Source organism: Parahoeflea alexandrii (genome assembly GCF_027214025.1).
GTDB classification, from domain to species: domain Bacteria; phylum Pseudomonadota; class Alphaproteobacteria; order Rhizobiales; family Rhizobiaceae; genus Hoeflea; species Hoeflea alexandrii_A.
Genome location: NZ_JAPWHB010000004.1, coordinates 321,551 through 345,038, shown reverse-complemented (window position 1 = coordinate 345,038; position 23,488 = coordinate 321,551). Strand labels below are relative to the sequence as shown.

21 protein-coding genes and 1 riboswitch are annotated in these 23,488 nt (G+C 63.4%); of the genes, 11 read left to right on the top strand and 10 right to left on the bottom strand.

The window, feature by feature from the left end; translation table 11 throughout:
* Positions 1-26: 26 nt before the first annotated feature.
* Positions 27-488 carry an Lrp/AsnC ligand binding domain-containing protein gene (locus O4H62_RS15235; RefSeq protein ID WP_269389103.1) on the bottom strand — a complete coding sequence of 154 codons (462 nt, stop codon included), beginning with the start codon at positions 486-488 and terminating at the stop codon, positions 27-29.
* Between the two features lie 113 nt (positions 489-601).
* Between O4H62_RS15235 and putA the strand changes: the two genes are divergently transcribed.
* From putA to O4H62_RS15215, 4 genes are all read left to right on the top strand, one after another.
* Complete coding sequence (putA, locus tag O4H62_RS15230) at positions 602-3,715, top strand: bifunctional proline dehydrogenase/L-glutamate gamma-semialdehyde dehydrogenase PutA (protein ID WP_269389101.1); 3,114 nt, start codon at positions 602-604, stop codon at positions 3,713-3,715.
* A gap of 138 nt (positions 3,716-3,853) precedes the next feature.
* The gene (locus O4H62_RS15225) at positions 3,854-4,774 is read left to right on the top strand and encodes a hypothetical protein (protein WP_269389099.1); all 921 of its coding nucleotides are present in this window, start codon (positions 3,854-3,856) and stop codon (positions 4,772-4,774) included.
* A gap of 81 nt (positions 4,775-4,855) precedes the next feature.
* On the top strand, positions 4,856-5,221 hold the full coding sequence (locus O4H62_RS15220; RefSeq protein ID WP_269389097.1) for a cupin domain-containing protein: 366 nt from the start codon (positions 4,856-4,858) through the stop codon (positions 5,219-5,221).
* Between the two features lie 177 nt (positions 5,222-5,398).
* A complete protein-coding gene (locus tag O4H62_RS15215) occupies positions 5,399-7,078 on the top strand; it encodes a formate--tetrahydrofolate ligase (protein WP_269389095.1) in 1,680 nt (559 codons plus the stop codon).
* Between the two features lie 40 nt (positions 7,079-7,118).
* Here the strand turns inward: O4H62_RS15215 and O4H62_RS15210 are convergent, their stop codons facing one another.
* From O4H62_RS15210 to O4H62_RS15190, 5 genes are all read right to left on the bottom strand, one after another.
* A complete protein-coding gene (locus tag O4H62_RS15210; RefSeq protein WP_269389093.1) occupies positions 7,119-7,940 on the bottom strand; it encodes an extensin family protein in 822 nt (273 codons plus the stop codon).
* Positions 7,941-7,943: 3 nt separating this feature from the next.
* Complete coding sequence (locus O4H62_RS15205) at positions 7,944-8,162, bottom strand: hypothetical protein (protein ID WP_269389091.1); 219 nt, start codon at positions 8,160-8,162, stop codon at positions 7,944-7,946.
* Between the two features lie 136 nt (positions 8,163-8,298).
* Positions 8,299-9,852, bottom strand: a complete 1,554-nt coding sequence (locus tag O4H62_RS15200) for a pyruvate kinase (protein ID WP_269389090.1) — start codon at positions 9,850-9,852, stop codon at positions 8,299-8,301.
* Positions 9,853-9,956: 104 nt separating this feature from the next.
* Complete coding sequence (locus O4H62_RS15195; protein WP_269389089.1) at positions 9,957-10,322, bottom strand: DUF4342 domain-containing protein; 366 nt, start codon at positions 10,320-10,322, stop codon at positions 9,957-9,959.
* Positions 10,323-10,494: 172 nt separating this feature from the next.
* Positions 10,495-11,271 (bottom strand): YHYH protein, encoded by a 777-nt coding sequence (locus O4H62_RS15190; protein ID WP_269389087.1) that lies wholly within the window; start codon positions 11,269-11,271, stop codon positions 10,495-10,497.
* Between the two features lie 189 nt (positions 11,272-11,460).
* On the opposite strand from O4H62_RS15190, the gene O4H62_RS15185 reads away from it, so the two are divergent.
* Positions 11,461-12,216: a phosphatase PAP2 family protein gene (locus O4H62_RS15185; protein WP_269389085.1), complete on the top strand. Its 756-nt coding sequence runs from the start codon at positions 11,461-11,463 to the stop codon at positions 12,214-12,216.
* On the top strand, positions 12,213-13,001 hold the full coding sequence (locus O4H62_RS15180; RefSeq protein ID WP_269389083.1) for a DUF1206 domain-containing protein: 789 nt from the start codon (positions 12,213-12,215) through the stop codon (positions 12,999-13,001). Before O4H62_RS15185 ends, O4H62_RS15180 begins: the two co-directional genes overlap by 4 nt.
* A gap of 117 nt (positions 13,002-13,118) precedes the next feature.
* Here the strand turns inward: O4H62_RS15180 and O4H62_RS15175 are convergent, their stop codons facing one another.
* Both O4H62_RS15175 and rnk read right to left on the bottom strand, forming a co-directional pair.
* On the bottom strand, positions 13,119-13,589 hold the full coding sequence (locus tag O4H62_RS15175) for a nucleoside-diphosphate kinase (RefSeq protein ID WP_269389082.1): 471 nt from the start codon (positions 13,587-13,589) through the stop codon (positions 13,119-13,121).
* A gap of 164 nt (positions 13,590-13,753) precedes the next feature.
* Positions 13,754-14,170: a nucleoside diphosphate kinase regulator gene (rnk, locus tag O4H62_RS15170; RefSeq protein ID WP_269389080.1), complete on the bottom strand. Its 417-nt coding sequence runs from the start codon at positions 14,168-14,170 to the stop codon at positions 13,754-13,756.
* A 640-nt stretch (positions 14,171-14,810) separates the two neighbouring features.
* On the opposite strand from rnk, the gene O4H62_RS15165 reads away from it, so the two are divergent.
* Genes O4H62_RS15165 through O4H62_RS15155 form a run of 3 tightly spaced genes read left to right on the top strand, consistent with a single transcriptional unit; the run spans position 14,811 to position 18,261 of the window.
* Complete coding sequence (locus O4H62_RS15165; protein ID WP_269389078.1) at positions 14,811-17,000, top strand: anthranilate synthase; 2,190 nt, start codon at positions 14,811-14,813, stop codon at positions 16,998-17,000.
* Entirely contained in the window at positions 16,997-17,356 is a 360-nt protein-coding gene (locus O4H62_RS15160; RefSeq protein WP_269389076.1) for a c-type cytochrome, read from the top strand. Before O4H62_RS15165 ends, O4H62_RS15160 begins: the two co-directional genes overlap by 4 nt.
* A 5-nt stretch (positions 17,357-17,361) precedes the next feature.
* Positions 17,362-18,261, top strand: a complete 900-nt coding sequence (locus O4H62_RS15155) for a cation diffusion facilitator family transporter (RefSeq protein ID WP_269389075.1) — start codon at positions 17,362-17,364, stop codon at positions 18,259-18,261.
* Positions 18,262-18,393: 132 nt separating this feature from the next.
* On the opposite strand, the gene O4H62_RS15150 is transcribed toward O4H62_RS15155, so the two are convergent.
* Positions 18,394-19,368 carry a threonine ammonia-lyase gene (locus O4H62_RS15150; RefSeq protein ID WP_269389074.1) on the bottom strand — a complete coding sequence of 325 codons (975 nt, stop codon included), beginning with the start codon at positions 19,366-19,368 and terminating at the stop codon, positions 18,394-18,396.
* A 147-nt stretch (positions 19,369-19,515) separates the two neighbouring features.
* Positions 19,516-20,202, bottom strand: coding sequence for an energy-coupling factor ABC transporter permease (locus O4H62_RS15145; RefSeq protein WP_269389073.1), 687 nt, complete (start codon positions 20,200-20,202; stop codon positions 19,516-19,518).
* Between the two features lie 58 nt (positions 20,203-20,260).
* A riboswitch (cobalamin riboswitch) is annotated at positions 20,261-20,484 on the bottom strand.
* Positions 20,485-20,604: 120 nt separating this feature from the next.
* On the opposite strand from O4H62_RS15145, the gene O4H62_RS15140 reads away from it, so the two are divergent.
* Together O4H62_RS15140 and O4H62_RS15135 are read left to right on the top strand one after the other, a co-directional pair.
* Complete coding sequence (locus O4H62_RS15140; RefSeq protein ID WP_269389071.1) at positions 20,605-21,555, top strand: DMT family transporter; 951 nt, start codon at positions 20,605-20,607, stop codon at positions 21,553-21,555.
* 308 nt (positions 21,556-21,863) lie between these two features.
* Positions 21,864-23,315 (top strand): DEAD/DEAH box helicase, encoded by a 1,452-nt coding sequence (locus O4H62_RS15135; protein ID WP_269389070.1) that lies wholly within the window; start codon positions 21,864-21,866, stop codon positions 23,313-23,315.
* Positions 23,316-23,488: the final 173 nt, after the last annotated feature.

The window sequence follows — 23,488 nt, the reverse complement described above, 5'->3', positions numbered from 1 at the left end:
CGAGGTCTTACGAAGTAATCAATCAGTCAAACCGGAAGTTTTCCGGTGTTTTTTACTTCTTCCATGACCGGGTATGTGTGTGTTTCACGAACGCCGGGCAAGGACAGAATGATATCGGAAAGAAAGCTGCGGTATGCTTCCATGCCTTTGACGCGGGCCTTGACGAGATAGTCGAAGCCGCCGGCGACCATGTGGCATTCCATCACATCGTCGGACTTGCGAACGGCCTCGGAAAATGCGTCAAATACATCTGGAGTGGTCCGGTCGAGCTTAACCTCGACGAAGACAAGCATCCCGCGGTTGAGTTTCTCGGGGGAGAGCTTGGCGGTGTAGCCCTGAATGTAGCCGTCGCGGTTGAGGCGTTTGAGGCGTTCGGCCGTTGCGGTGGGGGAAAGGCTGATCGTGTCCGCCAGTTCGAGATTGGTCAGCCGCCCATTGTCCTGTATGGCGCGAAGGATCTTCCGATCAATCCGGTCTATTTCCCTCATCAAATCCCCCTGAATTCTCGAATTTGTAGAGAATGATTCAATCTCCTGACCCAAATACAGTGAGAAACGCTACTCATCAAGGGTTATGCTGCGGCATCCACGGGGAAATTGCCATGACCGCTACAGCCGCGCCAGTTCTGACCGCCTTTCATGCCTCACATGCACCGGATGACGACCGCCTGATCCGGGGTTTCAGCGAACGGCTGAATTTCACCAGCGCCCAGGAGCGGGCGATCGATGCGCGCGCCACGAAGCTGATCCAGGCGATCCGCACCGATTCCGGCCAGATGGGCGGGGTCGAGGACTTCCTGCGCGAATACGGGCTGTCGACACGGGAGGGTCTTGCGCTGATGGTGCTGGCCGAGGCGCTGCTCAGGGTGCCTGATGCGCTGACCCAGGACCGGCTGATCGAAGACAAGCTGAAGGAAGGCGGCTGGAGCGATCACGAGACGCATGGCGACACCTGGTTTGTCTCCGCCTCCGCCTGGGCGCTCGGCATGTCGGCGCGGGTGATCAAGCCGGGCGAGACGCCGGAAGGGGTGATGCGCGGGCTGGTCAAGCGGATGGGCATGCCGACGGTGCGGACGGCGACGCGGCAGGCAATGCGCTTCCTTGGGCACCATTTCGTGCTCGGCGAAACCATCGGCGAGGCGCTCAACCGCGCTGCCAAGAACGAGACCCGCGGCTTCCGCCATTCCTACGACATGCTCGGCGAAGGGGCGCGGACCCGCGCCGACGCCAAACGCTATTTCAAGTCCTATGCCGATGCCATCGCGGCGATCGGGAAATCCGCCGACAAGGTGTCGGCCGGGCGCAAGCTGCCGGACCGTCCGGGCATCTCGGTCAAGCTGTCGGCGCTGCACCCGCGCTATCTCGCCACCCATCGCGAGCAGGTGCTTGCGGAACTGGTGCCGGATCTGGTCAAGCTGGCGCAGATGGCCAAGGCGCATGACCTCAACTTCACCGTCGACGCGGAAGAGGTCGACCGGCTGGAACTGTCGCTCGATGTGATCGACCGGGCGTTCGCCGATCCGTCGCTGGCCGGCTGGGACGGGTTCGGTCTCGCCATCCAGGCCTATCAGAAACGCGCGCCGCAGGTGATCGACCATATCGCAGGTCTTTGCCGCAAGCACGGCCGTCGGATGATGGTGCGGCTGGTCAAGGGAGCCTATTGGGACACCGAGATCAAGCGGGCGCAGGAGCGCGGGCTCGAAGGCTACGCGGTCTATACCCGCAAGGCGGCGACCGATTTGTCCTACCTCGCCTGTTCGCGGCAGCTGCTTGACCTGCGCGACGTGATCTATCCGCAATTCGCCACTCACAATGCGCTCACTGTCGCCACCATCGTGGAGATGGCGGAGGATCGCAGCGGCTTCGAGTTCCAGCGCCTGCACGGTATGGGCGAGGTGGTCTATGACAGCCTGAGCAAGAGCAATGACCGGGTGCCGTGCCGGATCTATGCGCCGGTCGGCGGCTACCGCGACCTGCTGGCCTACCTGGTGCGCCGGCTTCTCGAGAACGGCGCCAACTCGTCCTTCGTGGCGGTGGCCGGCGACAAGAACATTCCCGTTGAATCTCTGCTGGAGCGTCCGGACGCAAAGCTCGGGCTGGCCCGGGGGCAATCGGCCCGCAACAGCCAGATCCCGCTCCCCGAGGCGATCTATCCCGACCGGCCGAATTCGCGCGGCGTCGAGTTCGGCGACCGCTTCCAGCTGGCCTCGCTCATCGAAGGCATGGGGCGCTCCTCGGCTGCGGTCGAGGCCGGGCCGCTGGCGCCGGGGCTGAAGGGCGGTGCGGCGCAGCAGGTTCGTTCGCCGTCCGATCCGTCGCGAGTTGCAGGCACGGTGCGGTTCACCGATCCAAAGGATGTCGACACGGCCGTGACCACGGCGCTCAAGGGCTTCAAGAGCTGGTCGCGGACCGATCCGGGCGAACGCGCGGCGGCGCTCGACCGGGCCGCCGACCTGCTCGAAGACCGGCGCGACAGGTTCATGGCGCTTTTGTCGATTGAAGCGGGCAAGACGCTCGATGACGGCATCGCTGAAATCCGCGAGGCCGTCGACTTCCTGCGCTATTACGCCGCCCGCTCGCGCGACATGTTTACGAAGATGCTGCCGATGCCGGGGCCAACCGGGGAGGACAACCGGCTTGGCTGGCGCGGCCGTGGCGTGTTCGTCTGCATCTCGCCGTGGAACTTTCCGCTGGCGATCTTTCTCGGCCAAGTCTCGGCAGGGCTTGCCGCCGGCAATGCGGTGATTGCCAAGCCGGCCGAGCAGACGCCGCTGATCGCCCATGAAGCGATTTGCCTGATGCATGAGGCGGGCGTGCCGAAGGACGTGCTGCTATGCCTTCCCGGTGCGGGCGACGTCGGTGCCGCGCTGACCTCGCATCCGAAGATCGGCGGCGTGGCCTTTACCGGTTCGACCGAGACCGCGCGCGCCATCAACCGGACGCTTGCCGCCAAGGACGGGCCGATCGTGCCGTTCATCGCCGAGACCGGCGGCCTCAACGCGATGATCGTCGACGCGACAGCGCTGGCCGAACAGGTGGCCGACGACGTGGTGATGTCGGCGTTCCGCTCCGCCGGCCAGCGCTGTTCGGCGCTGAGGCTGCTGTTCGTGCAGGAGGATGTCGCAGACGCCATGCTCGAGATGATCGAGGGGGCTGCGCGCGAACTCAAGCTCGGCGATCCGTCGAAGCCGTCGACCGATGTCGGCCCGGTGATCGACGAAGCGCAGCGCGAGATGCTGGCGGACCATATCGCGACGATCTCGAAAACCCAGAAGCTGGTTTATGCGGGCGACGCGCCGAACGAGGGGCTGTTCTTCGCCCCGCACATTGTCGAACTCAAGGATGCGGCAGCACTTGATCGCGAGATCTTCGGACCGGTGCTGCACGTGGTGCGCTTCAAGGCCAAGAAGCTCGACACGGTGCTTGACGCGATCGACGCCACCGGCTTTGGCCTGACGCTCGGTGTGCATTCGCGCATCGAGGCCACCGTGCGCAAGGTGATCGACCGGCTCGACACCGGCAATGTCTACATCAACCGCAACATGATCGGCGCGGTGGTCGGCACCCAGCCATTCGGCGGGTCCGGCCTGTCGGGCACCGGCTTCAAGGCCGGCGGCCCACACTACCTGATGCGGTTCGCCGTCGAGCAGGCGGTCTCGGTCAACACCGCGGCTGCCGGCGGCAATGCCGGGCTGATCGCCATGGGGGACGGATAGGTCGGCGGGACCTTGAAGCACGGTTGTCGGGAGGCGGATGCGGAGCTGCCTTGTCACGCTTGGGCTTGATTGCTAGCCTCGCTGCATGCGCGGATTCCGAAGCCATGGATTGATGTTTGGGCGGCGGAGCCGGCGCGGATGAGGGCACGCGCGATCCCGTTTCTTTCCGGTCAAGGGCACCGCCTCTTGAGGACGGTCGGTGCGATTGCCGTGGCTGCCTTGGGATTCTTAGGGAGTGCATCGGGTGCTCCCGCGGGGGCTGCAGAGAATGCGCCGTCCCGGGAAATGGTGTTTTCCATTGTCCGAAAAAGCGATTCAGCCTGCGAGCCCGATTGTCCCGAGTGGATTGCAGCCGATGGCGACATACGAGAAAACGCCGAAAAGGCATTCAAGGCCATTCTCGAGCAGGTCGGCTCGCGGAACCTTCCGTTGCTCATCAATTCGTTCGGCGGGAGAGTCGACGTCGCGATGGCGATGGGACGGCTGATCCGCGAACGTGACATGACGGTCGAAGTTGCGCGCACGGATTATCGGCGCTGCAAGCCTTGGGACGCCAAGTGCAAGCCTGACTTCAAAGACGGCGCTTATTACGGCTACGCCAATTTGACGTTCGGTGTTTGCAACTCTGCCTGTCCCATATTGCTGGCTGGCGGCGCCCGCCGGATCGCAGGCCCACTTGCCGGTATCGGTGTTCATCAGATTGTGACAACCCGGGAAAAATACAGGAACAGGTACAAGGTTTACCAGGAGAGGTTGGGCAACGGTTCCATAGTCACCAAAAGGGAACTGGTGGAGCGGCAAAAGATCGGAACGGTCCGATCGACAGAATTGCGGGGCTCCCTGCGTTCGGATCTGGAAAACTACCTGAGCGCCATGAATGTCAAACCAGCCTTGATCGAGCTGATGCTATCGACGCCTCCGGAGGAAATCAGATATCTGAATTTGCAGGAGCTCAAGAGCCTTGGAGTGGTCACCGATATCCACGAGATTGAACGCCTGGTTGCGGCGGGGATCTGCAGGAGCCAACCTCGACCCAAAAATTGTCTTTTGCGCAATTAGAAATTTACTTGAAGCGCCGCAGCCTGGGATTCAGTACGGTGACCTGCAAGCATCAAGGCGTTTGTTGCGGAAGGGAAACCCATGAAGTATCTGCGGCTCTATGCCGATGAAACTGGCGAGAGCCGTGTCGAGGAGATGCAGGCCGAGTTCGATATGGCGGTCTACGCTCCACCGGCGCCGGCATTCGGCGTGTCCCGTCCGACCGATGCAATGCGCTTCATCATGGTGCATTTCCCGGCGGGCTGGGACAGCGAGCTGCATCCTGCGCCGCGGCGGCAACTCTTCGTCATGCTGTCGGGACAGTTCCAGGGGCAAGCCAGCGACGGCACCGTGATGGATCTGGGGCCGGGCGACGTCATCCTCATGGAAGACACGACGGGCAAGGGACATTCCGCCAGAACAATTGGCGGATCTGATGTCCATGCCCTGATGGTGCATCTGGAGTAGCCCGAACGCCCGGCGTCTCGTAAACCGGCGGCTTCGGCAGATACCTTTCTCTCCCGTGTCGCAATTGGCGCATTGGGCGTCCCGTTTCATGCAAGCATCGGCCGGGCTTTCGGTTTCTATTCACCGGCACAGGCCGCACGGGAGATGCGGTCGGGTCGGGAAGAGGAAAACGACACAATGGCTGAGTACAAGACCGATATCGAGATTGCCCGCGCGGCAAACAAGAAGCCGATCCAGCAGATCGGCGAGAAGCTTGGCATTCCGCTCGAGGATCTCGTTCCCTACGGCCATGACAAGGCGAAGATCTCCGCCGATTTCATCGCCCGGCAGAAGGACAAGAAAGACGGCAAGCTGATCCTGGTCACCGCAATCAACCCGACGCCTGCCGGCGAGGGCAAGACCACCACCACGGTGGGGCTGGGCGATGGTCTCAACCGCATCGGCAAGAACGCGATGATCTGCATCCGCGAAGCCTCTCTCGGGCCGAATTTCGGCATGAAGGGCGGGGCCGCGGGCGGCGGCATGGCGCAGATCGTGCCGATGGAAGAGATGAACCTGCATTTCACCGGCGATTTCCATGCCATCACCTCGGCCCACAACCTGCTCTCGGCGATGATCGACAACCACATCTACTGGGGCAACGAGCTGGAAATCGACGCGCGCCGGATCGTCTGGCGCCGGGTGATGGACATGAACGACCGGGCACTGCGCGACATCGTGGTCAATCTCGGCGGCGTCGCCAACGGCTTCCCGCGCCAGACCGGGTTCGACATCACCGTGGCCTCGGAAGTCATGGCAATCCTGTGCCTCGCCAAGGACCTCAAGGACCTGCAGGAGCGGCTCGGATCCATCGTTGTCGCCTACCGCCGGGACAAGACGCCGATCTATTGCCGTGACATCAAGGCCGACGGCGCCATGACCGTTCTGTTGAAAGATGCGATGCAGCCCAATCTGGTGCAGACGCTGGAGAACAACCCGGCCTTCGTGCATGGCGGGCCGTTCGCCAACATTGCGCATGGCTGCAATTCGGTGGTGGCCACCACGACCGCGCTCAAGCTCGCCGACTACGTCGTCACCGAAGCCGGTTTCGGCGCGGATCTTGGCGCCGAGAAGTTCTTCGACATCAAGTGCCGCAAGGCCGGGCTGAAGCCCGATGCAGCGGTCATCGTCGCTACCGTGCGCGCCATGAAGATGAACGGCGGCGTCAAGAAGGACGATCTCGGACCGGAGAACGTGGCGGCTGTCGAGAAGGGCTGCGCCAACCTTGGCCGCCACGTCCAGAACGTCAAGAAGTTCGGCGTGCCGGTGGTGGTGGCGATCAACCACTTCGTCACCGACACCGACGCCGAGATCCAGGCGGTCAAGGACTACGTCGCAACGCTCGGTGCTGAAGCCATCCTGTGCAAGCACTGGGCGCAGGGTTCGGCCGGGATCGAGGATCTGGCGCACAAGGTGGTCGAACTGGCCGAATCCGGTTCGGCGCAATTCGCGCCGCTCTATCCCGACGAGATGCCGCTGTTCGAAAAGATCGAGACCATCGCCAAGTCGATCTACCACGCAGGCGAGGTGATCGCCGAGAAATCGGTGCGCGAGCAACTCAGGCAGTGGGAAGCGCAGGGCTACGGCAAGCTGCCGATCTGCATGGCCAAGACGCAGTACTCGTTCTCGACCGATCCCAACCTGCGCGGTGCGCCTTCGGGTCACACCGTTCCCGTACGCGAGGTCCGGCTTTCCGCCGGCGCTGGCTTCATCGTCGTCATCACCGGCGAGATCATGACCATGCCGGGTCTGCCGAGAACGCCCTCGTCGGAAAAGATCTGCCTCAACGACAAGGGCCAGATCGAAGGGCTGTTCTAGGATCTGGTCCGGGCGAACCGATCGCCCGGATTGTCCAACGTCACTGGCAGAGGCGGTACCCGCCTCTGCGTTTGGCGATGTCGAGATGAAGATGGCCGGCATGGCTGGTGTCCGAGCCCGGCCCGAGCACGGTGGTGAAATGCAGGCAGGCGCCGCCGCGCACGGCCCGCTGGAACGCCTCTTCAATGTCTCCATCGCCCTGACGCGGCGAAATGCCGATCGGCTGGCTTCCCTCAAATTCGAAATCGACGATGTCGATGGCATTGCCGATCGAGTGCTCGGACATTTTCCCGGTGGGAAGGTTGTTGCGGCGGCGGCAGACATAGGTCGAGCCGTGATTGATGCCGGTAAGCGCGACCTTTCCCGGCAAGGCCGACGTCGCAGGCAGGACAACCGTGTCGGTCCAGCGCGCCAGCGCCAGGGCGGTTGCGCATCGCAGCTGCGATGCCGGCGACAGGGCAACGCCGCGGATGATCCGGTCGATTTTGTATGGCGCTTCAATACCGCAGCCGTTTTCTCCGCTGACCGTTTCCTCGCGGGCGAAGACGGCGCCGAGCTTGCGCAGTTCGGCTTCGCAGTGGGCGAGCGCGACTTCATCGGGTTTGGGCGTTGAAATGGTAGGAAGCGGGTTGGATTTCTCGGCTCCCGCAGGCTCCACCTCTGTTGCGTCCGGATCGGTCTTTTTCTGCGGCACGGGAACAGCCTGGGCGGATGCGGCGTCGTCCGGTTTGGCCGCCGGCAACGGCGTCGAGCCCTGCTTTGTCTGCGGCCGCGGGTTTTCCTGCGGCACCGGGCCGTCCTGGGGCAGTTCCACCCCCATCAAGACGGCGATCAGCACCGGAAGGACGAGCAGGCGGCGCACCGGTCAGCTCCTGACTTCAAGCGAAACGCTCATGCCGGCGATGATCCTGCCATCGTTGAAAGGGCGGTTGCCTTGAGGTGACGGTTCACCTGTGAGGGATGTTGGACTGGCGGAGAAGTCTTCCATAGAACCGGCCACAGGACCGGCATTGGCTTTGGCGAATGTCACCGCCGCGGCGAATGTTGCGGCAGCGATTGCAAGCGTGATCTGGATGGCGTCCATCGTATCGTGGTCCCGGTTTCAACTGTGCCGGCGCGAAAGGTGAAAGCGCCCGACAGGCAGACAACGCACGAGACGCCGGAAAGATGCATCACGTTCAGGCAGGCCGCGAAATATCAGCTTACCACGCCCGGCCGGCTCACAGCGGCTGCGGACCGCGCCAGGAGGTCAGCGCCGACAACCGCGCGCTCTTCTTGAACTGGTGGCGGTCCATGCGCCGGAGGATGCCGGCGAGAAAGCGGATGGTCTCGATGATGTAAGGCCCCTTGTTGAGCATGACGCATTCGGCCCGCTGGCCCATGGCGGCATCGGTGACTTCGGCGCGCGACGGTGCGCCGCTCTTGAGCAGCGTCTCGAGCACCTGGGTTGCCCAGACCACGGGTATGTGCGCCGCCTCGCAGAGCCAGAGGATTTCCTCCTGGGCTTCAGACAGGCGCTCGGTGCCGACCTCCATGGCCAGGTCGCCGCGGGCGATCATCACCGCCACGGGATGATGCGACCCGGCCTGAACGATCAGCCTCGGCAGGTTGCGGACTGCGAGTCCGGTCTCGATCTTCAGCAGCAGCGGTTGCGGCGGGCGGTCGCCGCGATGCTGCCTGAGTGCTGCCATCATGCCGCGAACGTCTTCCGGCCGCTGCACGAAGGAACAGCCGACGATGTCGGCGTTTGCGGCGACAAAGGGAAGGTTGGCAAGGTCGGTGGGCGTCAGGTGCTCGATCTCGAGATCGATGGCCGGGAAGTTGATCCCCTTCTCGATCTTCAGCTTCTTGCCCTTGTCAGCCACCACGGTGACTTCCAGCACCGCGCCATCCTCGATCAGTTCGACAACGCGGGCGCCGATCTTGCCGTCATCGATCCATACCTGGAGCCCGGGCTGCAGCCTGGCGACGATGTCCGGAAAGGTGATGGTGATGGACGGCAAGCGGTCGGGCTTTTTCTGCGGCCTGCCCAAAAGCCTGAAACGGTCGCCGCGATAGAGCCGCTTTGCCTTGGCAGGCGTGATGCTTTCGATCCGGCATTTCGGTCCGGCGATGTCCATCAGCACCGGGCACGTCCTTTGGGCCCTGGCGGCGGCGGCGCGGATGTTGGCGATCATCGCCGCCCATACCTCGGGTCCGTCATGGGCGCAGTTGATGCGAAAGCAACTGGCGCCGGCCTCGACCAGCTGATCGACGAAGGCGGGATCGGTGGCGCCCTGCGGCGGGACAGTGACCATGATGCGGGTGTTGCGCTCGCCGGGATAGTCTCCGAAAAACCGTGCCTGGTCACGGGTGATCTGCGCCAGTCCGGCGTCGAGTGCCGCGGGCTCCGGCCATGTCGCCGGCAGGCCGGACAACCCGTCCAGCGTGGCGCTGACGGCTGCCAGAGACTGGCGGAGATGGGATTCCGAGCGTCCCAGCGATGACAGGCCGAGAACCGAGAGACTGGATTGGAGGCCCGTCAGATCGTACTGCCGGGCCGCCAGGTAGAAGGCGAGGTTTTCGGCGCCTGTCCGGAATACCGGCCGCGCGATCTCGCTCTCCCAGTCCCGGAAGATCGCGGTGCTGTCGGCATCGATCTTCTCGATGCTCTCGGCAAGCAGGCGTCGGCAGGCTTTGATGCCGGCAATGCCGGCTTCTGGGCCGACTGCTGGGCCGGCTGCCGGATCGGGCGCAGTGCCCGGTTGCGGTGAAAGGCTGGCTTGTTCGGTCACGACGGTCTTTCCTGGCCGGTGGGCAACGACTTTATTCCGGCGGGAGGCCGTTGACCCCGTGTTCTAGTGGCAAAGGATTTCACCGGGATGACAGAGGCGTTGCGTCAGATGCCGCCCGATTTGTCGGCCGGTTCATCTGCCGCGCCGGTCGCCGGCTTATCTGCATTGTCTGCCGCTTCCGCGTCAGTGTCATCGACTTCGCGCACGACCTCCAGCTGAACGCGGGTGACGAAAGCGGCGATGGCGCCGAGGATCGCAAGCCAAGGGGCTGCCAGCACCACCGCGCCGCCCGCGACCACGCCGAAGGTCAGCGGCGTTTCCAGCACGATGTCGCCGTCGGACGCCCGGATGCGCAACTGCCGGACATTGCCTTCCTTCAAGAGGTCCTTGACCTGCTGAACAAGCTGGTCGCCCAGGACCTCGATTTCCTCGGTGAAAGTTCTCTTCCCCTTGCTATCCTGCGTGTCCATGGATTTCTCCTTGTTGTGCTGTGAAGGTGATTGAGACAGTTCTTCCATAATCGCTGGCGGCAGTGAGGACCTTGATGGGGATCAATCGACCGGCAGATAACATCGCGTTCGGCAATGAAGTCGCGGCTTGCGCGCAGCCGCGACAATGGGTCGTGACAGCGGCAGCTGGGAGTCAGGGCCTGCCGAAATCGCGGCTGACCTTGCCCCAGGCGCAGTGCGGGAAATAGGGATAGCTGTCGGTGACGAAATAGACGAACTTGCCGTTGAGCGTGCCGCCGTTGCACTGGTCGAGCTTGCCAGTGCCGCCGGTGTATTGCCAGTCCTGGACATAGGTGCCGTCATGCCGTCCGCCGGGGCCGCCGTTGCGGTTTCCGGGTTTGAGGCTGTATCCCGATCTGGCTCCCGAGCCGACATAGTGGATTTCAAACCCGTCTGCGGCGAAACCGACGAGCGTGGAGTTCTTGCCACTGAGAAAGCCCGTCGGCTTGGCGTGGTAATGGTAGAGGCCGCGGTGATCGACATGGGCGTTGTTCTGGTCGAGCCCCAGCATGGCGCCGGCGCCCTTGCCGTCGAGCTTCCATCCGGAGGCCGGATTGCGGCTGAAACCGCGCGGCGAGGACGGATCGTAATAATCGGCGGTGCCGGGCCGGATCATGACGCCGTTGAGCGCAAAACCGGTCGAGCCGCGGAGTTCCGTGGCGCGGGTGGTCTTGACCGGTTTCTCCGGCACGCACACCTCAATGAACTGGGCCGCGATCCTGTGCGGATTGCCGGAATTGGGAAATCTGCCGGTGGCATGATCTGGCAGCCCGTTCGAGGTCATGCAGATCTTGCCGCGGCTTTTGGTGATGGAGACGGAGCCGGACGCCGAGTTTGCCGCGACGGCGCTTGCGGCAATTCCGGCAATGGTGATGCCGGCGATAACGAGATAGGATAGCGGACGGTCCATGATGTTCCCCTTTTCGGTTGGTCTTGATGTTCTGGACCCGTTGAAGGTGGCGGCCCGCACCTTTCCGCGCGATGACCGGAAGATTAAGCCTTTGTAAGGATCGGGCGTGCGGATTGTGCATTTGTTGGAACGAAACGGCTGCCGGGGAATTGTCCACGATGGACACGAGTAAAGTGGGGCAGGGACTGCGTGACTGAAAAACCGATTTTGCAAAAGGCGCGCGAGTGGCTTGTGCGGGGACTGAAGAACGGCAACGCCAATCGCATGCCGGTGCTGCTGCTCGGTATCGTCATGCTCGGCGTCTATGCCTTCATCCAGATCGCCGACGAAATGGCCGAGGGCGAAATCCGCAATCTCGACGAAACGCTGTTTCTGATGATGCGGGTGCCGGGGGATCCGGCCCGGCCGCTGGGGCCGGGTTGGCTGCAGGAGACAGCGCTGGAGATCACCGCAATCGGCGGATACCCGCTGATCATGCTGACGCTCGCAGCAGTGTCCGGCTTCTTCATCGTGACGCGGCGCTACGGCGCGGCCGTCTATGCGGTGCTGTCGGTGGGATCGGGTGCGCTGCTGAGCCAGACGCTCAAGCAGTATTACGCGCGTCCGCGGCCCGATCTGGTCGACCATCTCGACGCAGTTCATACCGCCAGTTTCCCGAGCGGACACGCGCTGGTGACGACCGTGGCCTACCTGACGCTGGCGGCCATCGTCATTGGCTATCTCGAAAGCGCGCGCGCCCGGGCCTATGTGCTCGGCGTCGCGGTGCTGGTTGCAGTGATGGTCGGTGTCAGCCGGGTCTATCTCGGTGTGCACTGGCCGAGCGATGTCGCCGCCGGCTGGGCGCTCGGCGCCGCCTGGGCCAGCTTTACCTGGCTGATCGTGCACATGCTGCAAAGGCGCAAGGCGAAAGGCTTGCCCTGGCAGGCCAGGGAACCTGGCCGTTGACCTGGCATGACTGGTTCAAACCGTTCGCGCGGCTCGGCTACGGCGCACGCGGCCTGGTCTACCTGGTGCTGGCCCTCTTCATCGCCAGCGCCGCGCTGACCACCGGCAGCGGCGGCGACTCAAAGGACGCGGTGCGGTTCATCACGCAGTCCACGGCAAGCGCCATCCTGACGCCGCTTCTCATCGTCAGCCTCGCCGGCTACTGCCTCTGGCGGGTTGTGCAGGCGATCTTCGATACCGATGATCACGGCATCAAGCCTGCGGGACTGGCGGTGCGTGCCGGCTTGCTGGGATCGGCAACGACCTACGGCTTTCTGATGCTCTATGCCTTTTCGCTGTGGTGGGGCGGCATGGTTTCTTCCGGAGATGGTTCCGGTGGCGGGTTCGCGCGCACGGCCGCCGGCTTTATCGGCGCCGGTCCGGTGTCGCTGATCCTGAGCGCGATATTCGTGATTGTCGGCGGTGCGCATGTCTGGAAGGCGCTCAGCCGAAGATATCGCGATCACATCGAGGCCTCGCCTCAGGCAGAGCGGTGGATCGACGTTGCCGCGATCGGCGGATTGTGCGCCCGCGGCATCATTTTCCTCGTCATTGCGTTCCTGCTGTTCCGCCACGGTCTTGCCGGGCAGGAGGGGCGGGCGAGCCTCGCCGCGGCGCTTGATTTCATCGCCGGCCTTCGGTTCGGGGCGTGGCTTTTGGGGGCGACGGGGGCAGGGTTCCTGCTGTTTGCGCTCTATTCCTTCGCAGAAGCGGCCTGGCGGCGCATCAACGTCGAAGATGCCTGAGGAAACACACCCCGGACCTCAAGGCCCGGGGTGGTACAAGGGTGGTACAAGGGTGGTTCAAGGACTGTTCGAGGCGAAACTGGCTCCTCCAAAGATTCAGACCTCGTTATGGAGCAGTCACTCCATCAGTGATGCATCGTGAACGAGGCGAAGCGTGCGAGCCGTGAGTTCCTGCTTCAGGCGTTCCCGCCTGGCTGCTTCGGGCTGGAACAGCACGGCTTCGACGACAAGACGATCAGGCGCTGTGTTGCCCTGGCGAGGGAGCGAGAGCTCATCAGTCTCGGTCAAGCCCAGCAACGCCAGCCCACGCACCGTCCCCAGTGAAAGGCATTGGCCGACCATTCCATCCATTCGACCTTGCGTGATGATGGCGGTTTGCGGTTGCCCGTCGCCGATACGGTAGCGCACGCGTGTGTTCAGGGTGACGGTTTTGGCGTCGATGTCCTCACTGAAGACCACAATCGCATTGTCGAGCTTGTGCTTGAGCAGCTCGTGTACGGAATCCGCCAATGAATGGCGACGGTCGTACATTGTCTGAAGAATGGTGATGTCTTTGCTTGTCAGGGTGCATTTCTGCTTTTTCCACATGGCGGAACTCCAACCGCGCCGGCGTCTATGGCGGCGCACAAAAGGGTCAGGGAAAACCGTCTCCCCTGCATCGGGCCGCGTTCGTTGCAGCGCCGGATGCAGGGGAGGTGATCCTGTCATGAGCAAGACCCCGATCGGGTGTTGAAAGCAGATCCGAAGGACGGTCATCGATCCTGATAGCCTTCCGGGTTCTGGGTGACTTCAATCACGGTCAGATCGTGTGCCCGGCCATTGCCGGTCAGGAAACTGATCGATTGTCCTGCCTTGAGGCCAATGAGAGCTGTGCCGACCGGTGTGGTTATCGAAATTCTTCCATCTTCGATGTCGGCATCTGCGGGGTAGACGAGTGTCACCGTCCTGCCCGGATTGCCGTCGACCACATAGGTCACGGTTGATCCCATTCTGACAAAGGCCGCACGCATGCTCCGGTCACTGACGATACGGGCGCGGTCGATTTCATTCATCAGGCACGCTGCGATGAAAGGGTTGTTTTGCTCCCAGGCCACAGCGAGGTTGCTGAGCCGATTGTAATCGCCTTCGCTGATGGTGATCCTGGGCTTGCGACGAGGCTTCGCTTGCATTGATTTGTCCACGCAATTGTATTGCCCTGGTCACGGGGGACGAGGGACGTGTTGCTACAGATTCTGGGATTGTCGCGCCGTTAGCAGCAGAGAGTTCGAAGTGTCGTCAGACCGTCCGCATACCCGCATGTTTGCCCCGCGGTCCGGGGGCGCAGGTCGCCGGACCGAGGGTCAGATTTCCGCGATGGGAAAGGCCCTGAAAAACCTGGAAACATGAGTGCGATAAAGTTTCATGCTTAAACTGTTAGACAAGATCATGACGAAGTCAAGGCAGTAGCATCGGCTCCAGAATGAGTTGAGGAGCAGGCGCTGCCGTTTCGAAGTCAGGCTGTGATCGAGGGCGTTTGCCCATGGAGAGCGTGGTATTCAGGCAGAACCCGGTTTTGTTTGCGACTGCGCATCAACGGCGAAGACGCATGAAGTATTCTTCCCCACTTGAAGCATGTCACCGCCTGCGCTAAGAGCTTTGTCATGACGATGCACGTGGCACAGAACAATTGGTGGTGGGTTCGCTTCTAGGCGGCCTTGACCACGCATGCGCGTTAGAGATCAACAAGCCGCCCGGGACCTCAAGGTCCGGCGGCTTTTTGTTTGACCCGCTGGCCCAGGATACCCCGGTCGGTTCAAATGGAGTTTGAACATGGGCACCACGGTACTTTCAGACAGCGCAGCGCAATACCAGACACGTGGCGGGGTTCTGGTCACCCGCCGGCGGCGCGAAACCCCTTACGCGGATGCCATCTCGGGCTACATCGATGCGCTCGACAGCCGGCGCGGAGCGGTGTTTTCGTCGAACTACGAGTATCCGGGCCGTTACACCCGCTGGGACACGGCGATTGTCGATCCGCCGCTGGGGATCTCCTCGCGAGAGCGGAACCTGACCATCGAAGCCTATAACGGCCGCGGCGAGGCGCTGATTTCCATTCTCGCTGGCCGTCTCCGGGGACATGCGGAATTTGCGATCACCGGCCAGGACGCGCGGAAGATCGAGATCGAGATCGCCCGGCCCGACCGGGTCTTCTCCGAGGAAGAACGCTCGCGGGCACCGACCGTGTTTTCGGTGCTGCGGGTGATCGTCGATCTGTTCCATTCGGCCGAAGACGGCAATATCGGATTCTATGGCGCGTTCGGCTACGATCTTGCCTTCCAGTTCGACCCGGTGGCGCCGAAACTGGCGCGCCCCGACGATCAGCGGGACCTGCTACTGTTCCTGCCCGACGAGATCCTGGTGGTCGACCACCATGCCGCCAAAGCCTGGATCGACCGCTATGATTTCAGCCTCGACGGCGTGAACACCGAAGGCCGGGATGCGGAGATTGCGCCCGAACCGTTCAAGCCAGCCGACCGGGTGCCGCCGCGCGGCGATCACACGCCGGGCGAATATGCCGAACTGGTCAAGCGCGCCAAGGACAGTTTTCGCCGCGGAGATCTGTTCGAGGTGGTTCCCGGACAGACCTTCTTCGAGCGCTGCGAAGCGCGGCCGTCGGAAATCAGTCGGCGGCTCAAGGCCATCAATCCGTCGCCCTATTCGTTCTTCATCAATCTGGGGAACCAGGAGTACCTGGTCGGGGCTTCGCCGGAAATGTTCGTGCGGGTCAATGGCCGGCGGATCGAGACCTGCCCGATATCCGGCACCATCAAGCGCGGCGAGGATGCGATCTCGGATTCCGAGCAGATCCTCAAGCTGCTGAATTCGAAGAAGGACGAATCCGAGCTCACCATGTGCTCGGACGTCGACCGCAACGACAAGAGCCGGGTCTGCGAGCCGGGCTCGGTGAAGGTGATCGGCCGCCGGCAGATCGAGATGTATTCGCGGCTGATCCACACCGTCGACCATATCGAGGGCCGCTTGCGCGACGGCATGGATGCGTTCGACGGGTTTCTCAGCCACGCCTGGGCAGTGACGGTGACCGGCGCCCCGAAACTGTGGGCGATGCGGTTTCTCGAAAACAACGAGAAGAGCCCGCGCGCCTGGTATGGCGGTGCAGTCGGCATGGTCAGCTTCAACGGCGACATGAATACCGGCCTGACGCTCCGCACCATCCGCATCAAGGACGGCATTGCCGAGGTGCGCGCCGGCGCCACATTGCTGTTCGATTCCAATCCCGAGGAAGAGGAAGCCGAGACCGAGCTGAAGGCGTCGGCGATGCTGTCGGCGATCCGCGATGCGAAGCTTGGCAATGCCGGCTCCGGGGCCCGCGAGACCGCGAAAGTGGGCGAGGGCACCTCGATCCTGCTGGTCGACCACGAGGATTCCTTCGTCCACACCCTGGCAAACTATTTCCGCCAGACCGGGGCCAAGGTGACCACGGTGCGCGCGCCGGTGGCCGACGAGGTGTTCGACCGGGTGTCGCCGGATCTGGTGGTGCTGTCGCCGGGACCGGGAAGCCCGAAGGATTTCGATTGTGCCGCAACCATCAAGCAGATCCGGGCGCGGGATCTTCCGGTCTTCGGTGTCTGTCTCGGCCTGCAGGCACTGGCCGAAAGCTTCGGCGGCAGCCTGCGGGAACTGGCGGTGCCGGTGCATGGCAAGCCGTCGCGAATCCGGGTATCGTCGAACGGGATCATTTTTTCAGGCTTGGCAAAGGAAGTGACGGTCGGGCGCTATCACTCGATTTTTGCCGACTACGCCACATTGCCAAAGGAATTCCGTGTTACTGCGGAGACCGATGACGGGGTGATCATGGCGTTCGAGCATGAAAGCCTGCCGATCGCGGCGGTGCAGTTTCATCCTGAATCGATCATGACGCTGGGCCAGGATGCAGGCATGCGGATGATCGAGAATGTCGTGGCGCATCTGGCGCGCCGGAAGAAGGTGGAGGCAGCATGATGCGGATGCACAAGGTGGACAGGCTGATGGTCGCTGCGGTGCTGGCGACTTCGGCGCTGTGTCTCCTGCCGGGAGTAGACGTCGCCCGGGCGCAGTCCGGCGATGAACTGAAAGCGGGCCGGGAACTGGTCGAAATCAATTGCGGCAAATGCCATGCGGTGGGCGAAGCCGACGCCAGCCCGCACGAGGCTGCGCCACCCTTCCGCAAGCTGTCCGACAGCTTCCCGATGGATGCGCTCGAGGAAGCGTTTTCCGACGGGCGGATCTATTCGGGCCATCCGGACATGCCGGAGTTCATCGCGACGCCCGAACAGGTCGAAGCGATCATCGCCTATATCGCTTCGCTGCAGGACTAGACGGCGTGCCGCAGGCCTCAAGAACCATCCGCCGGCTGGCGTTCTGGTCGATTCCGCTGGCTTTCGGCGTGATGGGACTCAAGTTCGTCGCCTGGTACCTGACCGGATCGATCGCGCTTTACTCCGATGCGCTTGAATCCATCGTCAATGTGATTGCCGCGACGGCGGCCTTCATCGCCATCGGTTACGCGCAGAAGCCCGCCGATATCTCCCACCCTTACGGCCATCACAAGGCCGAGTATTTTTCCGCCGTTCTCGAAGGCGTGCTGATCGTGGTCGCGGCGCTGCTGATCGTGCATGAGGCCGTGGGCGGACTGCTCGCGCCGCAGCGGATCGAGGCGCCGGTGCTGGGTCTGGCCGTCAATGCAAGCGCCGCGGTGATCAACGGCATCTGGGCCGCGGCGCTGCTGCGGATAGGCCGCCGCCACCGTTCACCGGCGCTGCAGGCCGATGGCCATCACATCCTGTCGGACGTGGTGACGTCGGTTGGCGTGATCTTCGGGCTCGGCCTGGCACTGGCCTTTGACCAGCCAAGACTTGACCCGCTGCTGGCGCTGATCGTCGCTTTCAATGTGCTGTGGCAGGGCTGGAAAGTGATCGCCTCCTCCGTCGACGGGCTGATGGACCGGGCCATCGATTCTGCCGATGAACTGCGCATCCATGACATCATCAAGGCCGAGGCCGCCGGCGCCATCGAGGCGCACGACATCCGTACCCGAATGGCGGGCCGGGCCTCTTTCGTCGAGTTTCATCTGGTCGTCGACGGCGACATGAGCGTGGAGGAATCGCACCGGATCTGCGACCGGCTGGAAACGGCGCTGCGCAAGGAGGTCGAAGGCATCCGCGTGATCATCCATGTCGAGCCGGGGCACAAGGCCAAGGATGAAGGTGTCGTGCTGACCTGAGGCACGCGCGGCCCGCTTGCCCGATCCGCTGCAGCGCCGCGCATCCAATTGTATGCGCAAAGGACGCTGTAGCACTTTGACATGATGCATGTTCGTTATCGCTCAATTGAATCCAATTGAGCGCGACATGCATTAGCCGGCGAACCGCTCCAGCGCCATGCAGAACACACCGGCGTCGACATTGCCGCCGGAGACCGTGACGATCACGTCCTCGCCTTCGATCTCGTCGCCATGAAACAATGCAGCCGCCAGGGCAACCACGCCTCCCGGCTCGGCGACGATCTTGAGCCGGGTGAAGGCAAGGGCTATGGCGTTGAGGACTTCGGCTTCGGTCACCACCAGTCCTGCGCCGGCAAGACGGGCGAGGATCGGAAAGGTGAGTTCGCCGGGTTGCGGCGTCAGGATCGCGTCGCAGATCGAACCCGACAGGCGCGCGTTGCGTTCGATCGTGCCCGAGCGCAGGCTGCGGGCCATGTCGTCGAAGCCTTCAGGCTCTGCCGGCCGCACGCGCAGCCCGGGGGCTTCGGCTTCCAGCGCCAGCGCCATGCCGGAGGCGAAGCCGCCGCCACCGCAGCAGACCAGGACATCGGCTTCGGCAATGCCTTGTTCCGCTGCCTGTTCGGCGATCTCCAGTCCGCAGGTTCCCTGGCCGGCGATGACCAGCGGCTCGTCGAACGGCTTGATCAGGGTCAGCCCGCGTTCGTCGGCCAGCCGTGCGGTGATCGCGTTGCGGTCTTCCGTCGCCCGGTCGTAGAGAACCACTTCGGCGCCAAGAGCCCTGGTGTTGTCGATCTTCAGCTTGGGCGCATCCGACGGCATGACGATGACCGCCGGAGCACCATGCCGGGCGGCCGCGAAAGCCACGCCCTGTCCGTGGTTGCCGCTTGAAAAGGCGATGACGCCGCGGGCCCGGTCTTCCGGCGTCATGGCCGAGACCGCCGACCAGCCGCCGCGGAACTTGAAACTGCCGGTGTGCTGCAGGCATTCAGGCTTGACCCAGACCCGCCGTCCGGCAATTTCGTCGAGAAACGGGGAATTGAGCAAAGGCGTGCGGCGGACATGACCTTCCAGCCGGTCGCGCGCCGCGCGGATCATCTCGATGTTCATGTCAGATTTTCCCGTTGTCCCTGGCGCCGGTCAGGGTAGAGGCAGCACACCTGATTCTCCAAGCGAATTGCAGGGCCATTGGCATGAAAAAGCCGCGCGGGAGGTGCTCCCGCGCGGCGTGATGACTTGAGATGCCGAAGGCCTGGATCAGGCGGCAGCCGGGCGGTGCAGCCGGCCGTTGAACATCGGGTTGCCAATGGTGCCGGACACGTTCTTGGCAATGGCGAGAACGGCGAGGTCGGCGATCGGCTCGACGATGATCACCAGCATGTAGGCGGCGCCGAAGGCGGCGATCTGCGACAGGTTCTCGGCGCCGAAGCCGTGACCGTAAAGCGCCCAGAAACCGACCCACATGACGATGCCGCCCTGGTAGCTGGTCGACAGCGCCAGCGCCTGCTTGTAGCTCACGTCCTTGTAGGCCGTGCCTGCCGGAATGATGCGACGGGCAATCAGCGACATGGCGTAGAGCGGCACCAGCAGGGTGGTGACGTTCATGCCGTATTGCGGCAGGTCGAAGGGTGCGAAGAACAGGCCCTGGACCAGGAGCCCCAGCGCCAGCCCGATGGCCGCCGGTCCTGCGCCGAACATCAGATAGAGCGTCGAACCGAGGATGAGATGGACTTCAGAGACGCCAACGGCGTGATGCGGGAAGATTTCGAAGAAGGAAAACACCAGAAGCGTGGTGGCTACCGAGCGCATGGCCAGTGCCGCGACGCCGCCATCGTTGCGGATCGTGTCCCATGACATTTTCAGGAGAAGTCCGCCGGCAGCGGCCGCGGTGGCATAGCTCAAGGCAAGTTTTGCGCCGTCGACGACGCCTGGTTCGATATGCATGTTGTATTCCTTTCCGCACCCTTCGTGCGAAGGTTGAACCCGGAAGCCGTTGTTCACGGTTTCCACTCATGTCCGGGCAGGTCTCCTGGCTCGCGCTTCATCGCCGGCATCCGCCTTCCCGGTTTCATGGTTTCCCAGTTCCCCAGTGGCATTGTGGATGCGGCTCACGCTCACAGTTGCGAGGGCAGCCACGGATCGGGCCCCTTTGCGGGTCGTCCCTACCGTGTTCCCTTTTCATCCCGAAGGCTTGGCCTTCACGGAACCCGAACATGGCGAGGTTACGTCCGGGATCGGCAAACCGCAATCGGATTTTGCGACACGGTGCGCCGTATCCTGTTGTTTCCCCGTTGGCTGCCGCAGCAACTGATTGCCGATGCGAGGCCAGGCTGATACTCACCGGCGATGAGCATCGAACACGCCGACCATCCGCATCACATCGGTCCGGGGCTTGCGACCGTCGGGATCATCCTTGCGTCGGTCGGCTTCGGGCTCGTGCCCTATTTCGCCCGTTCGCTGACCGCCGAGGGCATGGCGCCGCACGCGATTGCCTTTTTCCGCTACGCCATTGCGGCAACCGTGCTGCTGCCATTCGTGTGGCGGGCGCGGGCCAGGTGGACTGCGCTTGCATGGGGCCTGATCGCCGGCATCGCCATGGGCGTTGGCTGGGTCGGTTATGTCCGCGCCGTGGAAATCGTGCCGGTGTCGACGGCCGGCGTTCTTTACATGACCTATCCCGTGTTCACGCTGCTGATCGCCTGGCTGGTGTTCGGCGACGTGCCCGGCCGCCGCGCCATCCTGGCCTCGTTGATGATCGTCGCGGCGGCGGCGCTCGCCACATCTCCCGCCACCGTCACCGCCGATCAGCTTCCGGCGCTCGTCCTGTCGCTGGCGGCACCGCTGGGGTTCGGCTTCGGCATCAATGTGCTGGTGCACAAACTGACCGTGCTCAATCCGCTGGCGCGTCTCGCCTGCGTCAGTCTCGGCTCGGTGCTGGGGCTCATGCCGCTGATGCTGGCGACGCCCGCCGCGGCGGTGTTTCCTGTGAGCGCATCGGGCTGGGGGCTGGTGGCTGGCATCGCGCTCGGCTCGGCGCTGATCCCGCAACTGCTCTACACGGTGGCGGCGCCGGTGATCGGCACCGCGCGGACGGCGATCGCTGGGAGCATCGAACTGCCGACGATGTTCCTGGTCGGCTGGTTTGCCTTCGCCGAACCGGTCGGCGTCGCCCAGTGGATCGCCTGCGCCATCGTCATTTCGGCGATCGCGCTGACGCCGAGCAGGTCGATCCGCAGCATCGCCGCCAATGCCGCCATCGAGGGCGAGGCCGGGGGCGAAGAGGACGGATTGCGTTAAGCCTGTTTGCCGCACCGCAGCGGAATTGAGTGGATGCGCCTTGACATGGCCGCAATTGTCAGGCCTAAGGGGGCAACTGGATAGGGGCCCATTCGGCCGCTGCACGCCTCCCTCGCGATGAGCGTGTTCTGACTTCCCCTAACGTCCACCTTGAAATTTTCGCGTCGGCCAGCGGCGATGCGCCCAACCCGAACTCCTCCGATTGCGGTTTGTCCGTAGCCGGCGGGATATTTGTGATCGGGCATGGTCCGCGAATGGCAGCGCACAGGCGCTCCCCGACGTATTGCCCAAAATCTGAAAGTTATACCATGTTGTTTTCCGAACTCGGCCTGTCCAAGGCCCTTCTCGACACGCTTGACGGTCTGCATCTGACCACCCCGACGCCGATCCAGGTTCAGGCGATTCCGCTTGTTCTCGAAGGCCGCGACGTCATCGGGCTGGCGCAGACCGGCACCGGCAAGACCGCGGCGTTCTCGCTGCCGATCCTGCACCGCCTGGCGCCCGGCAAGAAAGCCGCGCCGAAGAAAGTCCGCGCGCTGATCCTTTCGCCAACCCGCGAACTCTCCGCCCAGATCGCCAAGAGCGTCAAGGATTACGGCCGCAAGCTGCACCTGACCTCGACCGTGGTGGTCGGCGGCGTGTCGATCCGCCCGCAGATCAAGGCCCTGGCCGGCGGGATCGATATCCTGATCGCCACCCCGGGCCGCCTGATGGACCTGATCGAGCAGCGCGCCGTGTCATTGAACGAGATCGAAGTCGTCGTGCTCGACGAGGCCGACCAGATGCTCGACATCGGCTTCATGCCGGCAATCAAGCGCATTCTGGCGATGACCCCGCAGAACCGCCAGACGTTGCTGTTCTCGGCGACCATGCCCAAGGAAATCCGCGAGCTCTCCTCGCGTCACCTGAAGAATCCGACGGAAGTTTCGGTGATTCCGGCCAAGAAGACCGCCGACCGCGTCGATCATTCGGTCATGCACATGCAGACGCCCGCCAAGATGGGCGCGCTGGCCGGCCTTATCCGGGCCCGCAAGGGCGAACGCGTGATCGTGTTCACCCGCACCAAGCGCGGCGCCGACAAGGCCGTCAAGCGGCTTGAAACAGACGGCATCAACGCCGCCGCCATTCACGGCAACAAGTCGCAGGGCCAGCGCGAACGCGCCCTTGCCGGCTTCCGCGCCGGCACCGTGCCGGTGCTGATCGCCACCGATATCGCCGCCCGCGGCATCGACGTGCCGGGCGTGACGCTCGTGGTCAATTACGAACTGCCGAACGTGCCGGAAGTCTATGTCCACCGCATCGGCCGTACCGCGCGCGCCGGCGCCGAAGGCACCGCCGTGACCTTCTGCGCACCGGACGAACGCTCGCTGCTGCGCGATATCGAAAAGATGCTGAAGACCGAAATCCCGGTCGAAAAGGCGCCGGAAGGCACCTATGTCGACGCGCTTGCCGATCCGGATGGCGATTTCGCGCCGCTCAACAAGACCCAGCGTCCGCGCCAGGGTCAGCGCCCGCAAGGCGCCAAGCCGCAGGGCCAGGGCCGCAGGCCTGACCAGCGTCAGGGCCAGGGCGGAAAGCCGCAAGGCCAGGGTCGTGCAGCCAATGGCCAGCAGGCCGGCAAGCCCGGCGCAAACCGGCATCACCCGGCAGCCGCCGCCAATCAGAATGGCGACCAGCCGGCAGCCAAGTCGCGCCGCCGCCGCAGCGACCGCCGTCCGCGGCCGGAGCAGGCCGGCGACAAGGCCGTTGCCCGCGGCTGACAGGCGTTCGCCTGAGGTTTGAACAGCGCTGATCCCGGATCGGCAATTGCATAGGGATAGCCAAACGGCGCTGCATTTTTTGCGGCGCCGTTTGCATGTTGGCAACCCATTCGCCGTACAGCCATTGTTTCGCACGCCGGTTCGTACTATCTGCGAGACATGCAAACACACGG

What these genes read in the sequence shown, in the direction of transcription:
- O4H62_RS15235 (WP_269389103.1), bottom strand. Translation starts at nt 488, where the DNA reads ATGAGGGAAATAGACCGGATTGATCGGAAGATCCTTCGCGCCATACAG.
- putA (WP_269389101.1), top strand. Translation starts at nt 602, where the DNA reads ATGACCGCTACAGCCGCGCCAGTTCTGACCGCCTTTCATGCCTCACAT.
- O4H62_RS15225 (WP_269389099.1), top strand. Translation starts at nt 3,854, where the DNA reads ATGAGGGCACGCGCGATCCCGTTTCTTTCCGGTCAAGGGCACCGCCTC.
- O4H62_RS15220 (WP_269389097.1), top strand. Translation starts at nt 4,856, where the DNA reads ATGAAGTATCTGCGGCTCTATGCCGATGAAACTGGCGAGAGCCGTGTC.
- O4H62_RS15215 (WP_269389095.1), top strand. Translation starts at nt 5,399, where the DNA reads ATGGCTGAGTACAAGACCGATATCGAGATTGCCCGCGCGGCAAACAAG.
- O4H62_RS15205 (WP_269389091.1), bottom strand. Translation starts at nt 8,162, where the DNA reads ATGGACGCCATCCAGATCACGCTTGCAATCGCTGCCGCAACATTCGCC.
- O4H62_RS15195 (WP_269389089.1), bottom strand. Translation starts at nt 10,322, where the DNA reads ATGGACACGCAGGATAGCAAGGGGAAGAGAACTTTCACCGAGGAAATC.
- O4H62_RS15190 (WP_269389087.1), bottom strand. Translation starts at nt 11,271, where the DNA reads ATGGACCGTCCGCTATCCTATCTCGTTATCGCCGGCATCACCATTGCC.
- O4H62_RS15175 (WP_269389082.1), bottom strand. Translation starts at nt 13,589, where the DNA reads ATGTGGAAAAAGCAGAAATGCACCCTGACAAGCAAAGACATCACCATT.
- rnk (WP_269389080.1), bottom strand. Translation starts at nt 14,170, where the DNA reads ATGCAAGCGAAGCCTCGTCGCAAGCCCAGGATCACCATCAGCGAAGGC.
- O4H62_RS15165 (WP_269389078.1), top strand. Translation starts at nt 14,811, where the DNA reads ATGGGCACCACGGTACTTTCAGACAGCGCAGCGCAATACCAGACACGT.
- O4H62_RS15160 (WP_269389076.1), top strand. Translation starts at nt 16,997, where the DNA reads ATGATGCGGATGCACAAGGTGGACAGGCTGATGGTCGCTGCGGTGCTG.
- O4H62_RS15150 (WP_269389074.1), bottom strand. Translation starts at nt 19,368, where the DNA reads ATGAACATCGAGATGATCCGCGCGGCGCGCGACCGGCTGGAAGGTCAT.
- O4H62_RS15145 (WP_269389073.1), bottom strand. Translation starts at nt 20,202, where the DNA reads ATGCATATCGAACCAGGCGTCGTCGACGGCGCAAAACTTGCCTTGAGC.
- O4H62_RS15140 (WP_269389071.1), top strand. Translation starts at nt 20,605, where the DNA reads ATGAGCATCGAACACGCCGACCATCCGCATCACATCGGTCCGGGGCTT.
- O4H62_RS15135 (WP_269389070.1), top strand. Translation starts at nt 21,864, where the DNA reads ATGTTGTTTTCCGAACTCGGCCTGTCCAAGGCCCTTCTCGACACGCTT.